Here is a 15,546-nt window from a genome sequence, read left to right as displayed (position 1 = left end):
TATTCGCAGTGAAAACGGCGGTGATATCACCCTATCGCCGCCGTTTGCAACGTAACTGTTATTAGAAACGTTAATTCCCGTCACCGTGTAATTAAATTTCAGTTAAATCACCAAATTCATGTCGTTTAGCAATAAATTGTGACAATTGACGTAGACAATGGAACGTGGCTTTATAAAAGAGGCGGTCTACGCCTTTCGGGTGAAAGAAATTTACATATTGGAGGGGTCAGGGGTCTTATGAACGAACAATATTCGGCAATGCGAAGTAACGTCAGTATGCTAGGGAAGCTGCTCGGCGACACCATCAAAGAAGCGCTGGGCGAGAATATCCTAGACCGCGTTGAGACTATCCGTAAATTATCAAAATCCTCACGTGCGGGTAACGATGCAAGCCGTCAGGAACTGTTAACGACGCTACAAAACTTGTCGAATGATGAGCTGTTGCCGGTTGCCCGCGCCTTTAGCCAATTCCTGAGTCTGACAAATACCGCCGAGCAATATCACAGCATTTCCCCTCATGGCGAAGCGGCAAGTAACCCTGAAGTGATGGCTCAACTTTTCACCCGTTTGAAAAACAACAATCTCAGCGATGAGCAGATCAAAAAAGCCGTAGACGACCTCTCCATTGAGTTAGTCCTCACCGCTCATCCTACTGAAATCACCCGCCGTACCCTGATTCATAAACTGGTTGAGGTTAACAACTGCCTTAGCCAGCTCGATCACAGCGATTTAGCCGACTACGAACGCAATCAAATCATGCGTCGTCTGCGCCAGCTGGTTGCTCAATCATGGCATACCGATGAAATTCGTAAAAATCGCCCATCCCCAATTGATGAAGCTAAATGGGGATATGCCGTGGTGGAAAACAGCCTGTGGGAAGGGGTTCCTGCATTCTTACGCGAGTTTAACGAACAGCTAGAAAACTCATTGGGTTACCAACTACCGGTTGAAGCTGTGCCCGTGCGTTTCACCGCATGGATGGGCGGCGACCGTGACGGTAATCCGAACGTGACCGCAGACATCACGCGCCATGCTTTACTGTTAAGCCGTTGGAAAGCCACAGACCTGTTCCTGCGTGATATCGCCGTGCTGGTTTCTGAACTGTCGATGACAGAATGCACGCCAGAACTGCGCGCTCTGGCTGGGGGTGATGAGGTTCAAGAGCCATACCGTGAGCTGATGAAAAAACTGCGCACGCAGCTAACTGAAACTCAGGTTTATCTGGCCGCGAAAATCAAAGGCGAACGCGCGACGCGCCCAGACAATCTGCTGGTGAAAAACGAGCAGCTTTGGGAACCGTTGTACGCCTGTTACCAATCGCTCAAAGCCTGCGGCATGGGTATTATCGCCAATGGCCAGTTGCTGGACACGTTGCGCCGCGTTCACTGCTTCGGCGTGCCGCTCGTGCGCATGGATGTTCGTCAAGAAAGCACTCGCCACTCTGAAGCCTTAGCTGAGCTCACCCGTTATTTAGGCCTAGGCGACTATGAAAGCTGGTCAGAAGCTGACAAACAGGCCTTCTTGGTGCGTGAACTCAACTCTAAACGCCCACTGGTTCCACGCCAATGGGAGCCAAGCGCTGAAACTAAAGAAGTCTTTGATACCTGCCGCGTGATCGCGGAGGCACCTCAGGGCTCCATCGCCGCCTATGTGATTTCGATGGCGCGCACCCCTTCCGACGTTCTCGCTGTTCATCTGCTATTGAAAGAAGCGGGCTGCCCTTACGCGTTACCTGTTGCTCCGCTGTTTGAAACTCTGGATGACTTAAATAATGCCGAAGACGTGATGACTCAGCTGTTGAGCATCGATTGGTATCGCGGCTTTATTCAGGGTAAGCAGATGGTGATGATTGGCTACTCTGACTCAGCAAAAGATGCAGGCGTGATGGCAGCATCATGGGCGCAATATCGTGCTCAAGAAGCCTTGGTTAACGTGTGCGAAAAAGCGGGCGTGGCATTGACCCTGTTCCACGGTCGCGGTGGTTCAATCGGTCGCGGTGGTGCACCGGCTCATGCGGCTCTGCTTTCACAACCGCCGGGCAGCTTGAAAGGCGGTCTGCGTGTCACCGAGCAAGGCGAGATGATCCGCTTCAAACTCGGTTTACCACAGGTCACCATCAGCAGCCTATCGCTGTATACCAACGCGATTCTGGAAGCGAATCTGTTGCCACCGCCGGCACCAAAGCAGGAATGGCGCGATTTAATGGATGAGTTGTCAGACGTTTCCTGCGATATGTATCGTGGCTATGTACGTGAAAATAAGGACTTCGTGCCTTACTTCCGCTCTGCCACGCCTGAGCTTGAGCTTGGCAAACTGCCTTTAGGCTCTCGCCCTGCCAAACGTAAACCAAACGGCGGCGTAGAAAGCCTGCGCGCCATCCCATGGATCTTCGCTTGGACGCAAAACCGCTTAATGTTGCCAGCGTGGCTGGGTGCCGGTGCTGCGCTACAGGCCGCCGTCGATGAAGGAAAACAGTCAACGCTGGAAACCATGTGCCGCGACTGGCCGTTCTTCTCAACCCGCATTGGCATGCTAGAAATGGTGTTTGCGAAGTCAGATTTATGGCTGGCTGAATATTACGATCAGCGCTTGGTTGACGAAAAACTGTGGCCGCTAGGCAAACAGCTGCGCGATCAGCTCTCGAAAGATATCAAAGTGGTACTCACTATCGCCAATGACGATCACTTGATGGAGGATCTGCCATGGATCGCAGAGTCTATCGCGCTGCGCAATGTGTATACCGATCCTTTAAACGTACTGCAGGCTGAATTGCTGCACCGTTCACGCTCGTTGCCGGAGCCGGATGCTAACGTTGAACAAGCGCTGATGGTCACCATCGCAGGCGTTGCAGCCGGTATGCGCAATACAGGCTAATCTCTCCCTGACAATAGACGCGCTATCTCTTTAGGTAGCGCGTTTTTCTTCTAGCGCCCCCCTCAGATCTCTCAAGCCTTCGCCAAACAACTGTACGTAATACTTTCCTTCAATGAAAAATCACAATACATCACGAACTTTTATTAAAAATTAGCATCTATTGTTACGAAAAAATAATATTGCTAGTATCGTTCGGCTTTATTGCAGCGCTTACTCGTTGTTCATTAATTCCGAGACACATGTTTATTGCGGTTTACTTAATCCGTTAATAAAAACTAAGGTTCCTTTAAGGTTAGATGACTAACATCCCCGCGGTGATATTCTCTGATAGGCTGAAATAATATGATTTCATCTCCAAACGCAGATAAGGCATTCAGCTGGAAAGCGTTATTCTGGCTTCTCCTGTTCTTTTGGTTTTTCTCTACCGTTCTTCAGGCTGTTATCCTCGTAACGGGATACAGTGGCTCCAACGGCATTCGCGATTCATTGCTGTACAGTTCCCTTTGGCTAATTCCCGTATTTTTATTCCCAAATAAAACCCGCATTATTGCTGCGGTTATTGGCATTATTTTATGGGCAGCATCGCTGTGTTCTTTGGGTTATTACATCATCTATGGACAAGAGTTCTCCCAAAGCGTCCTGTTTGTGATGTTTGAATCGAATACCAGCGAAGCCGGAGAGTACTTCAGTCAATATTTCAGCCTTCATCTCGCTCTTCTATTGCTGGCTTATACCGTTGTTTGCGCGTTCTTATGGACTCGCGTACGCCCAGTATATATCCCATCATTCTGGCGTTATGTTATTCCAGCCGCGATCTTCTATGGCCTGATCGTTAATCCGCTGGCCTATAACATGGTGATTAAGAAACGTTCGTTTGTAGATTCCTTACCGAGTCTAACGTCACGTATGGAGCCCGCGGCTCCATGGCAAATGATCACCGGCTATTTCGAATATCGTAACCAGCTTGCAAGCCTACAGGCGCTGATGAAAGAAAACAGCGCGTTGCCTCCGCTTGCAAACCTTACCGATACCAGCGGTAACGCACCGCGTACTCTGGTTCTGGTGATTGGCGAATCAACTCAACGCGGCCATATGAGCCTGTACGGGTATCCGCGTGAGACCACGCCGCAGTTGGATGAAATCCATAAAACTGACAAGAACCTGACCGTGTTCAACGACGTGGTTACATCCCGTCCTTACACCATCGAGATCTTGCAGCAGGCTCTGACGTTCGCTAACGAGAAGAATCCAGATCTGTATCTCACCCAACCTTCATTGATGAACATGATGAAGCAGGCGGGTTACAAAACCTTCTGGATCACTAACCAGCAAACCATGACCAAGCGTAATACCATGCTAACCCTGTTCTCCCAGCAGACAGATAAGCAGTATTACCTGAACCAACAGCGTACACAGAGCGCTCGTCAGTACGACGGCGACGTGCTGAAGCCATTTAAAGAAGTGATGGCCGATCCTGCACCGAAGAAATTTATCGTGGTACATCTGCTGGGTACGCACATTAACTACAAATTCCGCTACCCAGAAGGATTTGATAAGTTTAATAACGCCGAAGGCGTGCCTCCAGGTTTAAGCCAAGATCAGATTGACTCTTATAACGAGTATGACAACGCTAACCTGTACAACGACTTCGTGGTTTCTAGCCTGATCAAAGATTACTCCGCAACGAACCCGAACGGTTTCCTGCTGTATTTCTCTGACCACGGTGAAGAAGTGTATGACACACCTCCACACAACATTCAGGGACGTAACGAGGCGGCACCAACGCGCCATATGTACAGCATCCCGTTCATTCTGTGGACATCACCAAGCTGGCAGCAAGCGCACCCGCGTGACTTTACTTCCATGACCAATCGTAAATACAGCAGCTCAGAGCTGATTCATACATGGTCTGACATGGCTGGTTTGAAATACGACCTGTTTAATCCAGAGAGAAGTTTGGTGAGTCCAAACTTTGTGGAAACAACACGTTGGATCGGCAACCCGTATGCGAAGAAAGGTCTGCACGATTACGACAAATTGCCGTATGGCGATCAGGTAGGTAATCAGTAGTAGGTCATCACTAAAAGTAAAAAGCCTCTTCTCGAAGAGGCTTTTTTATTTGTACGCCTATTTCACTGAATTTTAGGCAACAAAAAAGGCACCCTTAGGTGCCTTTTTCTTGAGCAAAAAGAATTACTTCTTAGTGCCTGGTACGCTGAAACGCTTGTTGAAGCGGTCAACACGACCACCGGTAGCAACATCACGCTGCTTGCCAGTATAGAACGGGTGGCAGTTACCACATACGTCCAGGTTCAGGTCGTGACCTGCGGTAGAATGAGTTTTAATCACGTTGCCGCAAGAGCAAGTTGCAGTGATTGCAACGTAGTTCGGGTGGATACCTTGTTTCATGGGATAACCTCAGTTAAGGCCGCGTCGCTATCCAGCCCTATTCCGCCAGACACCACGCGTGGTTGATAAATTTGGTTTGATAAAAAAGACTATCAAAGGCGGCGAATTATACAGAGATAAAACATCCACCGCAATCGAATTGCAAGTGGCTTTATTCATCTTCTATTACGACACGTAAAATCAGCGATATCAATTAAACTGATTCACTCCCCCCTCCCTGCATGTAAACTACGCATACATTTAGAAGCAGGATAAAACATGTCGGTCGCTCACGTAGCTTTACCCGTTCCATTGCCACGCACCTTTGATTACCTTCTGCCCGCAGGTGTGAAACCCGCCGTGGGTGTAAGGGTCAGTGTGCCTTTTGGACAGCGTAAAATGATCGGCATTATCACCGGCGTCAGCGAGCACAGCGAACTTCCGCTCGAAAATTTAAAGTCGATTCACCATATCATTGACGATGAATCGCTATTTTCCTCCCGCATGTGGCACATGCTGCGCTGGGCGGCAGACTATTATCACTACCCGATCGGCGAGGTTTTATTTCATGCGCTGCCGGTGATGCTACGTCAGGGGAAACCCGCCCAGCATGGGCAACTCTGGCAATGGGTGATCACGGAACAGGGCAAAGCGACCCTACCTGAAACACTCAAACGCGCCCCCAAGCAGCAGCAAGCGCTCGCCATGTTGTTGCAGCGGCCTCTGTATCGCCATCAGGTCGTTGAATGCGATCTCACCGATGCCGCACTACAAAGCATCAAAGCCAAAGGGCTGGCCGAGTTACGCGCTGAGTCGCCAGAGCTTCAAGACTGGCGTAAAAACTATGCGGTAAACGGTGAGCGCTTAAAGCTCAACACTGAACAAGCCACCGCCGTGGGCGCGATTCGTAGCGAAGACAACCAGTTCAGCGCATGGTTGCTGGCGGGCGTCACCGGCTCCGGCAAAACCGAAGTTTATTTAAGCGTCATCGAAAATATTCTCGCACAGGGCCGCCAAGCGCTGGTTTTAGTACCTGAGATAGGACTCACCCCGCAAACCATCGCCCGGTTTAGAGAACGGTTCAACGCCCCGGTAGATGTGCTTCATTCTGGTTTAAACGACAGTGAACGCCTCGCGGCTTGGCTGCGGGCGCGCAACGGTGAAAGCGCCATCGTTATCGGGACGCGCTCAGCGCTGTTTACGCCCTTTGCTCGCTTAGGCGTTATCATCATTGATGAAGAGCATGATAGTTCTTATAAGCAGCAGGAAGGCTGGCGCTACCACGCGCGTGATTTAGCCGTATTCCGCGCACATCAGGAAGATATCCCTATCGTGCTGGGTTCGGCTACACCCGCATTAGAAACATTGCATAACGTTGAGTTGGGTAAATACCGTCGTTTGCGGCTCACGCAGCGAGCGGGAAACGCAAAACCAGCCACCCAACACTTGCTCGATTTAAAAGGCCTGCCGCTAAAAGCCGGTCTTGCACAGCCCTTGCTGCAACGAATGAAACAACACGTTGACGCCGGTAATCAGGTGATTTTATTTTTAAACCGCCGAGGTTTTGCTCCAGCGCTACTGTGCCATGAATGTGGCTGGATTGCCGAATGTCAGCGCTGCGATCATTACTACACCCTGCATCAGCAGCAGCACCATTTGCGCTGCCATCATTGCGACAGCCAAAAGCCAATCCCGCGCCAGTGCCCACAGTGTGGCACCACCAATTTAGTGCCTGTTGGATTGGGAACGGAGCAATTAGAAACCGAGCTCGCGGCGCTTTTCCCTGACACGCCGATTACCCGCATTGACCGCGATACCACCAGCCGCAAAGGCGCATTAGAGCAACAATTGGCTGAAGTACACCGCGGTGGCGCTCGTATCTTGATCGGCACCCAAATGCTGGCGAAGGGCCATCACTTTCCTAACGTCACGCTGGTAGCTTTGCTTGACGTAGACGGCGCGCTGTTTTCCGCTGACTTCCACTCTGCCGAACGTTTTGCCCAACTTTATACGCAGGTATCGGGCCGCGCGGGCCGCGCGGGAAAACAGGGCGAAGTCATATTACAAACCCATCACCCAGAGCACCCTTTACTGCTGACACTGCTTAACCAAGGCTATGACGCGTTTGCCGAGCAGGCCTTAAAAGAGCGCAAAAGCGTATTTCTTCCCCCGTATACCAGCCACATCATGGTACGCGCCGACGATCACGATAACCAAAATGCACCCCAGTTTTTGCAACAATTAAGAAATCTATTAGAAGCCAGCCCGCTGCGTGATGAGTCATTCTGGATTCTAGGGCCGGTACCCGCGCTGCAACCCAAACGCGGAGGACGATTCCGCTGGCAGTTGCTGCTTCAACATCCGTCTCGTGCCCGTTTACAGAAAATTGTTAAAGGCACACTGCCACTGATTGGCACGTTGCCAACGGTGAAAAAAGTAAAATGGACAGTGGACGTTGACCCTACCGATAACTGATCTGCCTTGATGAGAAAGGCCATCAGACAGAGAGATAAAAATGATGATTTGCGATCCCGATCTAAAAAATCTATCTAGGTCACATTTCTCATGCAAATTAGGTAACAACAGCAGGGTGCATTCTGTTTAAAATGTGATCCATATGGTAATTCATGAACTGGTATGAGCATTCCAGACAATAAAATTTGGGATGACGCAAGGAAGCTGGTTTTCATTCAGTAAAACAGGACGAGCAACACTCGCCGCGTCGGCGTTTCGCCAGACGCAAGGAGAACAGCGTTGGAAGAGAAGCAAAGCATGTCTGCTGCCACCATGAAAGATGTGGCTGAACACGCCGGTGTCTCAACGGCCACCGTTTCACGAGCATTGATGAACCCCGAGAAAGTCTCTGCATCTACCCGCCAAAAAGTTGAACAGGCCGTATTAGCCGTTGGTTATTCTCCGCATGCGTTGGCCCGCAGCGCCAAGCGAAATGAATCGCGCACGATTCTGGTGATTGTGCCTGATATCTGCGATCCTTTTTTTGCCGAAGTGATCCAAGGCGTAGAACGCACCGCCGCTGAGCATGGGTATTTGGTTTTGCTAGGCGACTGCGCTCAGCAACAGCAGCAGGAAAAAACCTTCGTTAATCTTATTATCACTAAACAAATCGATGGCATGCTGCTGCTCGGCTCGAACGTTCCTTTTGATGCCAGCAAAGAAGAACAGAAAAATTTGCCACCGATGGTGATGGCCAACGAGTTCGCTCCCGAACTTGAACTTCCAACTGTCCATATCGATAACCTCACCGCAGCCTTTGAGGCCGTGCTCTATCTGCATGAGCTAGGTCATCATCGTATTGCCTGCATTGCAGGTCCTGAAAGTATGCCGCTGAGTAAATATCGCCTACGTGGCTATATTCAGGCATTGCGCCGCTGCGGTATCGCCGAAGAGAAAAGTTTTGTTGAGCGCGGCGACTTTACCTATGAGGCTGGCGCACAGGCTATGCATAATCTGATGTCCTTGCCACAGCCACCAACGGCGATTTTCTGCCATAGTGATGTGATGGCGATTGGCGCGCTTTCTCAAGCCAAGCGCATGGGATTACGCGTACCCGATGACGTTTCTCTGGTAGGTTTCGACGATATCAAGCAGGCGCAGTACTGCGATCCTCCACTGACCACCGTTTCTCAACCACGCTACCAAATTGGCCGAGAAGCGATGTTATTGCTGTTAGAACAGCTTCACAGTCGCTCTGTGGTGAGCGGTTCAAGACTGTTAGACAGCGAATTTATCGTCAGAGGAAGTACATCTGCGCCGAAACGCTAGTTAAATTGGGATGAGTTCAGTAACATGGCGCTCTTAATTCAAAATCACGATGTAGCGAAAAGACAGTGGCACAAAGAGACTATGTGAGCCGGGGCCGCTCATCAGGAGCGAAGCGCAAAACCAATACCCGGAAAAAGAAAAAATCATCTCGGGGTATCTCTAAAACCATGGTGGTTGTCGCCTTGGGGGTTTTAGTGACTTTCGCTGCCGGCCTTTATTTCCTGACTCACCATAAGCCAGACAGTGATGAACTGTTACCGACGCAGGCCAAACATGCGGGTAATGGTCTTCCTCCAAAACCGGAAGAGCGCTGGCGTTACATCAAAGAGCTTGAGAATCGTCAGGTTGGCGTTGCTACGCCTACAGATCCCACCAGTAGCGCAGCCACTGCACCTACGCAGCAGCCACAGCTGACCGCAGAACAGCGCCAGCTTCTCGACCAAATGCAGTCTGATATGCGTCAGCAGCCAACTCAGCTGTCTGAAGTGCCGTATAACGATCAAACGCAGATTGCACGTCGCGCGCCGCAAAATAGCCGGATGCCGGATCAAACCTATACCCAGCAACAGCCGGTCACGAGTTCGCAGCCACGCAATCCGTTCTCTCAGCAAAATACGGCACCTTCTCAGCCTCGCCAAACCACCACTGAACCGGCACGTCCTGTGCGCACAGCACCACCAGTGCAAGCGACTCAGCCACCGGTTCAGCAGCCGCACAAAGAAAAACCGGCTCCGGTGACAAGCGTGGCAGAGCAACCTGCACCAGCAAAAGAGACCAAAACAGAAAAAGCGGCTGAGAAAGCACCTGAAAAAGAAAACGCGCAGAAATGGATGGTGCAATGTGGTTCATTCCGCAGTACCGATCAGGCGGAATCAGTCAGAGCCCAGCTCGCCTTTGGCGGCGTAGAAAGCCGTATTACCGCTGGCGGTGGCTGGAATCGCGTTCTGTTAGGCCCATACACCAGCCGCGCTTCAGCAGACAAAATGCTGCAACGATTGAAGGGTGATGGGATGTCTGGCTGTATTGCCCTCTCCGTCGGGGGTTGAAAAGCAAAATATCCCCCCCATCTATCTGACAATGCCCCCACACAAAAGTGTGGGGTTCTTATTTCGTCAGCTACGGGGGTCTGCTCGTGACAACAATAGTAAGCGTACGCCGCAACGGTAAAGTGGTGATCGGTGGTGATGGTCAGGCGACCATGGGCAATACCGTGATGAAAGGTAATGTTCGTAAAGTGCGTCGTCTCTATAACGACCGCGTTATTGCCGGATTTGCTGGCGGCACCGCAGATGCCTTCACCCTGTTCGAACTCTTTGAACGTAAACTGGAACTGCATCAGGGACATTTGGTTAAAGCCGCCGTTGAGCTTGCCAAAGACTGGCGCACCGACCGCATGCTGCGCAAGCTCGAAGCGCTGCTGGCCGTCGCGGATGAAAACGCCTCCCTCATCATCACCGGCAACGGTGACGTTATTCAGCCTGAAAATGATTTAATCGCGATAGGTTCCGGCGGCCCTTATGCTCAGGCAGCCTCTCGCGCATTGCTAGAAAACACAGAACTGAGTGCCCGCGAAATCGTTGATAAAGCGCTGGGTATAGCTGGTGATATCTGCATCTACACCAATCAGTTCCACACCATTGAAGAATTAGACTCCAAAGCGTAAGGACTCCAAACATGTCTGAGATGACCCCACGCGAAATTGTCAGCGAACTCGACAGCTACATCATTGGCCAACACTCGGCAAAACGCGCCGTGGCAATTGCCCTGCGTAACCGCTGGCGTCGTATGCAGCTCAACGATGAGCTGCGTCATGAAGTGACACCAAAAAATATTCTGATGATCGGCCCAACCGGCGTCGGTAAAACCGAAATCGCCCGTCGTCTGGCTAAATTAGCCAACGCACCGTTCATCAAGGTTGAAGCCACCAAGTTCACCGAAGTGGGCTATGTGGGCAAAGAAGTTGACTCTATCATCCGTGATCTGACTGACTCCGCCATGAAAATGGTGCGCATGCAGTCCATCGAAAAGAACCGCTATCGCGCCGAAGAAATGGCCGAAGAGCGTATTCTGGACGTCTTGATCCCACCAGCAAAAAACAACTGGGGTCAGGCTGAGCAAAGCGCCGAGCCATCCGCTGCACGCCAGAGCTTCCGCAAGAAACTGCGTGAAGGTCAGCTCGATGATAAAGAAATCGAATTAGAATTAGCCGCTTCACCGGTTGGCGTTGAAATCATGGCACCTCCTGGCATGGAAGAAATGACCAACCAGCTGCAGTCCATGTTCCAAAATCTGGGCGGTCAAAAGCAGAAAGCGCGCAAAATCAAAATCAAAGAAGCGTTCAAGCTACTGATTGAAGAAGAAGCCGCAAAACTGGTTAATCCAGAAGAGCTGAAAGAGCAGGCGATTCACGCCGTTGAGCAAAACGGTATCGTATTTATCGATGAGATCGACAAAATCTGTAAACGCGGTGAATCCTCTGGCCCAGACGTTTCCCGCGAAGGCGTTCAGCGTGACCTGTTGCCTCTGATTGAAGGCTGCACCGTTTCCACCAAGCACGGCATGGTGAAAACCGATCACATTCTGTTTATTGCTTCTGGCGCATTCCAAGTATCTAGCCCATCGGATCTGATCCCAGAACTACAGGGCCGTCTGCCAATCCGCGTTGAGCTACAGGCGCTGACGACAGAAGACTTCGAACGTATCCTGACCGAGCCAAGTGCGTCCCTGACAGAACAGTATCAGGCGTTGATGGCCACCGAAGGCCTGACCATTAACTTCACCGCTGACGGCGTACGTCATATCGCTGAAGCGGCATGGCGAGTTAACGAAAGCGCAGAAAACATCGGTGCACGTCGCTTACACACCATTCTGGAACGTCTGGTCGAAGAAATTTCCTTCGAAGCCAGCGATATGAGCGGCCAAACAGTGACGATTGATGCGGAATATGTGCGTAATCATCTCGATGAGCTCGTTGCAGATGAAGATCTGAGCCGGTTTATCCTATAATTCGTTTTAAGAACCGTCCCTATCGGTTGTGGTAAAAGGGAGGCTTTGGCCTCCCTTTTTTACGTCTATACCCTAAAATATTGGCGTTACACGCCACGGCTAACACCGAGGCAGCATCACGTATAACGGGTATACAATATCCATTTGATAAAATATGGTAGATTACCGACCTTAACTGGAACCCTCACCCGAATATTTCACGATGGGATCCCCTGAGCGACTGAAGCGAATAATGAGTTCATCAACAACAATTAGCAGGCCACGCGCCTGGTTGGAAAGTTTGCGCCTGCGTACCTTGCCGCTGGCTTTGGCATCTATTGTCACCGGTTCTGCCATTGCAGCGTGGCAACATACCTTTAAGGTCGAAATTGCCCTGCTTGCGCTACTGACGGCGGCGATGCTGCAAATTCTCTCCAACCTCGCCAATGACTATGGCGATGCCGTGAAAGGAAGCGATACCGAAGAGCGCATCGGGCCATTGCGTGGTATGCAAAAAGGCGTGATTACCCAAGCGCAGATGAAGCGAGCGCTCGGCATTACCGTGGTGATCACCATTTTGTCCGGTATTGCACTCATTGCCGTCGCCTGCCAGAAGCCACAAGATATCATCGGATTTTTGGTTTTAGGTTTGATGGCCATCGTCGCCGCGATTACCTACACCGTAGGCACTCGTCCTTATGGCTATATGGGTTTGGGCGATATTTCCGTGCTGGTCTTCTTTGGCTGGCTCAGCGTAGCAGGCACCTATTATCTGCAGGCGGGGACTTTTGACAGCGTTGTCATGCTGCCAGCCACGGCCTGTGGTTTCTTAGCCACGGCGGTTTTGAATATCAATAACCTGCGCGATATCGAAAATGATGCGGTGAATGGCAAAAACACGCTGGCTGTACGTCTCGGGCCCATCAAAGCACGCGTCTACCACGTGGCTTTACTGATTGGCGCCGTGGTGTGCTTAGCCTTGTTCGCCTTGGTGAATCTCAAAAGCGCGTTTGGCTGGCTGTTCGTTCTCGCTATCCCCATGCTGTATAAGCATGGCCGCTACGTTTTCACACACCGCACGCCAGAAGCAATGCGACCGATGCTAGAAAACATGGTGAAAAGTGCCTTACTAGCCAACGTCTTATTCGCCATTGGCACCGTGCTCAGCTAATTCCCCTCTTTTCGCTGGCGCGCAAAACGTGCGCCAGCGCCGCGTTTAGTCATATTTAACAATTGGTGTTTTTGCAAACAACATGAATAAGGGGATATACTAGACCCCCCTGCGGCAAACAGACGTTAATCCTATGAAATACGATACTTCCGAACTATGCGACATTTATCATGAAGATGTGAATGTAGTAGAACCGTTGTTCTCCAACTTTGGTGGGCGTACTTCGTTTGGCGGGCAGATCACTACCGTGAAATGCTTTGAGGATAACGGCCTGCTCTATGAATTGCTGGAAGAAAACGGACGTGGACGCGTAATGGTCATCGACGGCGGCGGTTCTGTGCGCCGTGCTTTAATCAACGCGGAACTGGCTCGTCTTGCAGCTCAGAATGAGTGGGAAGGCATTGTGGTGTACGGTGCCGTTCGTCAGGTCGATGACCTTGAGGAACTGGATATCGGTATTCAAGCAATGGCGGCCATTCCTGCTGGCGCAGACGGAGAAGGCATCGGCGAAAGCGATATCCGCGTCAATTTCGGCGGCGTGACCTTCTTCTCTGGTGATCATCTGTATGCAGATAACACCGGTATTATTCTTTCCGAAGAACCGTTGGATCTTGAATAATCCATCGCTTCCTTTGTGAGAAAAGGCGCTCATTGAGCGCCTTTTTTATATCTTAACCATGAATAAAGACAGCTTAGTTAACTTCATCCATGCGGCCTAACAAAGAGCGCAGGCGCTCCTGCCATGCAGTTTGTTCTTCTTTAAGCTGTTCGTTTTCACGCACCAAAGACTCACGAGAGCCAGCGGCTTGCTGAACTTCTTGATTCAGTTGAGTGTTTTGTTCTTTCAGCTCTTCGATTTCCATCTGCAACAGCGTAATGGTATCAATCGCCTGCTGAACTTTTGCTTCCAATTTTTCAAATACTTCAAATGACATTCTTCTGTCCCCTTATCATAGCCAGGCGTACATCTGCTGTAGTGAGTGCGTTTCTTTAGCACCCACTGCGAAAATATAGTTGCGCCCATAAACACAACGGCTGCTGTCACCTCAAGGCGCGCAAGCCACTGCGCAATAAATTCGTTTCAACTCCGATTGTATGTACCCCATTCTCTACTGTCTAGCGCGATACTGAGGCAAAGTGCAGTCTGTAACAAATTCGCACCTTCTGCCTATCAGCAAATCCCTAAAAAAAGCATTTTTCTCTACGATGTTGTTTTCACAATTATTTTACAAAATCGTGTCACCATGATCTGTGTCAGTGGTCAGATCACAAAAAAATTTCGCTAAAAGAGCACTAAATGCGCGGCTTCACTCATTTTTATGACGAAGCACACACATTTTGATTTCGCTATTTCTCGTTTTTGCTCGTTAACGATAAATTTACAACAAGCCCAAAATAAATAGATAAGGGCTGAGCCTTACTCCCTACAATAATTCGTCGTTAGGACATCAAGTCATGAGCCAAACAGCTAGTTCAACGTTAAAAGGGCAATGCATCGCTGAGTTTCTTGGCACCGCGTTGCTGATATTTTTTGGATGTGGCTGCGTAGCCGCACTCAAGCTGGCGGGCGCAAGTTTTGGTCAGTGGGAAATAAGCGTCATTTGGGGCTTGGGTGTTGCCATGGCAATTTACCTTACCGCCGCCATTTCTGGTGCACACCTTAACCCTGCCGTGACCATCGCGTTATGGCTATTTGCCTGCTTCGATAAACGTAAGGTTGTGCCTTACATCATCGCGCAAATCGCAGGTGCATTTTGCGCGGCAGCGCTGGTGTATGGCTTATATCACAACCTGTTTGTCGATTTCGAACAAGCCAACCACATCGTGCGCGGCAGCGTAGCCAGCTTGGATCAGGCGGGCGTATTCTCAACTTACCCAAATCCACATATCTCGGTTGGACAAGCCTTCTTGGTTGAAACCGTGATTACCGCCATTCTGATGTGCTTGATCCTCGCTCTTACCGATGACGGCAACGGGATTCAGCGTGGGCCATTAGCGCCGCTGTTGATCGGTATCCTGATCGCAGTTATCGGTGCATCCATGGGTCCACTAACCGGATTTGCCCTAAATCCAGCCCGTGACTTTGGACCTAAAATCTTTGCCTATGTGGCAGGCTGGGGTGAAGTGGCCTTTACGGGTGCCCGTGATATTCCATACTTCTTAGTACCTATCTTTGGCCCAATCGTCGGTGCATGTATTGGTGCCTTCGGTTACCGCTCATTGATTGGCCGCCACTTGCCATGTGATGTGTGCAAGTTAGAAGATGAGCCAGCAGCGAAACCCGAACAGCGTAAGGCTTAGTCATTCACCGGCGTAGGCGATATCTGCGCCGGTTTTCATCTCTT

The 15,546-nt window shown here is 50.4% G+C and carries 12 protein-coding genes; 10 read left to right on the top strand and 2 right to left on the bottom strand.

What is annotated here, in order from left to right:
* Positions 1-237 precede the first annotated feature (237 nt).
* Both ppc and CPY98_RS00555 read left to right on the top strand, forming a co-directional pair.
* Entirely contained in the window at positions 238-2,874 is a 2,637-nt protein-coding gene (gene ppc, locus CPY98_RS00560; RefSeq protein ID WP_043490132.1) for a phosphoenolpyruvate carboxylase, read from the top strand.
* A gap of 342 nt (positions 2,875-3,216) precedes the next feature.
* On the top strand, positions 3,217-4,944 hold the full coding sequence (locus CPY98_RS00555) for a phosphoethanolamine transferase CptA (protein WP_025801462.1): 1,728 nt from the start codon (positions 3,217-3,219) through the stop codon (positions 4,942-4,944).
* A 123-nt stretch (positions 4,945-5,067) separates the two neighbouring features.
* Here CPY98_RS00555 and rpmE read toward each other — a convergent pair whose 3' ends face one another.
* Positions 5,068-5,283: a 50S ribosomal protein L31 gene (gene rpmE / locus CPY98_RS00550; RefSeq protein WP_025801463.1), complete on the bottom strand. Its 216-nt coding sequence runs from the start codon at positions 5,281-5,283 to the stop codon at positions 5,068-5,070.
* A gap of 258 nt (positions 5,284-5,541) precedes the next feature.
* Between rpmE and priA the strand changes: the two genes are divergently transcribed.
* The 7 genes from priA to rraA all read left to right on the top strand — a co-directional run bounded on the left by priA (position 5,542) and on the right by rraA (position 13,820).
* Complete coding sequence (priA, locus tag CPY98_RS00545; protein ID WP_096385944.1) at positions 5,542-7,737, top strand: primosomal protein N'; 2,196 nt, start codon at positions 5,542-5,544, stop codon at positions 7,735-7,737.
* A 279-nt stretch (positions 7,738-8,016) separates the two neighbouring features.
* The gene (gene cytR, locus CPY98_RS00540; protein WP_025801465.1) at positions 8,017-9,045 is read left to right on the top strand and encodes a DNA-binding transcriptional regulator CytR; all 1,029 of its coding nucleotides are present in this window, start codon (positions 8,017-8,019) and stop codon (positions 9,043-9,045) included.
* A 65-nt stretch (positions 9,046-9,110) separates the two neighbouring features.
* A complete protein-coding gene (gene ftsN, locus CPY98_RS00535) occupies positions 9,111-10,091 on the top strand; it encodes a cell division protein FtsN (protein WP_072053356.1) in 981 nt (326 codons plus the stop codon).
* Between the two features lie 86 nt (positions 10,092-10,177).
* Positions 10,178-10,708, top strand: a complete 531-nt coding sequence (hslV, locus tag CPY98_RS00530; protein WP_025801467.1) for an ATP-dependent protease subunit HslV — start codon at positions 10,178-10,180, stop codon at positions 10,706-10,708.
* An 11-nt stretch (positions 10,709-10,719) separates the two neighbouring features.
* Positions 10,720-12,051, top strand: coding sequence for an HslU--HslV peptidase ATPase subunit (gene hslU / locus CPY98_RS00525; RefSeq protein ID WP_025801468.1), 1,332 nt, complete (start codon positions 10,720-10,722; stop codon positions 12,049-12,051).
* Positions 12,052-12,283: 232 nt separating this feature from the next.
* Positions 12,284-13,201 (top strand): 1,4-dihydroxy-2-naphthoate polyprenyltransferase, encoded by a 918-nt coding sequence (locus CPY98_RS00520; RefSeq protein ID WP_025801469.1) that lies wholly within the window; start codon positions 12,284-12,286, stop codon positions 13,199-13,201.
* 133 nt (positions 13,202-13,334) lie between these two features.
* Complete coding sequence (gene rraA, locus CPY98_RS00515) at positions 13,335-13,820, top strand: ribonuclease E activity regulator RraA (RefSeq protein ID WP_025801470.1); 486 nt, start codon at positions 13,335-13,337, stop codon at positions 13,818-13,820.
* Positions 13,821-13,893: 73 nt separating this feature from the next.
* Here rraA and zapB read toward each other — a convergent pair whose 3' ends face one another.
* Positions 13,894-14,136, bottom strand: coding sequence for a cell division protein ZapB (gene zapB / locus CPY98_RS00510; protein ID WP_025801471.1), 243 nt, complete (start codon positions 14,134-14,136; stop codon positions 13,894-13,896).
* Positions 14,137-14,656: 520 nt separating this feature from the next.
* On the opposite strand from zapB, the gene CPY98_RS00505 reads away from it, so the two are divergent.
* Entirely contained in the window at positions 14,657-15,502 is an 846-nt protein-coding gene (locus CPY98_RS00505; protein WP_046360695.1) for an MIP/aquaporin family protein, read from the top strand.
* Positions 15,503-15,546 lie beyond the last annotated feature (44 nt).

This window comes from Hafnia sp. CBA7124 (assembly GCF_002355555.1).
Taxonomy (GTDB): domain Bacteria; phylum Pseudomonadota; class Gammaproteobacteria; order Enterobacterales; family Enterobacteriaceae; genus Hafnia; species Hafnia alvei.
The sequence above is the reverse complement of the archived record's forward strand: the minus strand, read 5'-3'. Positions and strand labels throughout refer to the sequence as shown.

Bases quoted from the DNA above. Each gene is read 5' to 3' on its own strand.
- ppc (WP_043490132.1), top strand. From the start codon at position 238: ATGAACGAACAATATTCGGCAATGCGAAGTAACGTCAGTATGCTAGGG.
- CPY98_RS00555 (WP_025801462.1), top strand. From the start codon at position 3,217: ATGATTTCATCTCCAAACGCAGATAAGGCATTCAGCTGGAAAGCGTTA.
- rpmE (WP_025801463.1), bottom strand. From the start codon at position 5,283: ATGAAACAAGGTATCCACCCGAACTACGTTGCAATCACTGCAACTTGC.
- priA (WP_096385944.1), top strand. From the start codon at position 5,542: ATGTCGGTCGCTCACGTAGCTTTACCCGTTCCATTGCCACGCACCTTT.
- hslU (WP_025801468.1), top strand. From the start codon at position 10,720: ATGTCTGAGATGACCCCACGCGAAATTGTCAGCGAACTCGACAGCTAC.
- CPY98_RS00520 (WP_025801469.1), top strand. From the start codon at position 12,284: ATGAGTTCATCAACAACAATTAGCAGGCCACGCGCCTGGTTGGAAAGT.
- rraA (WP_025801470.1), top strand. From the start codon at position 13,335: ATGAAATACGATACTTCCGAACTATGCGACATTTATCATGAAGATGTG.
- zapB (WP_025801471.1), bottom strand. From the start codon at position 14,136: ATGTCATTTGAAGTATTTGAAAAATTGGAAGCAAAAGTTCAGCAGGCG.
- CPY98_RS00505 (WP_046360695.1), top strand. From the start codon at position 14,657: ATGAGCCAAACAGCTAGTTCAACGTTAAAAGGGCAATGCATCGCTGAG.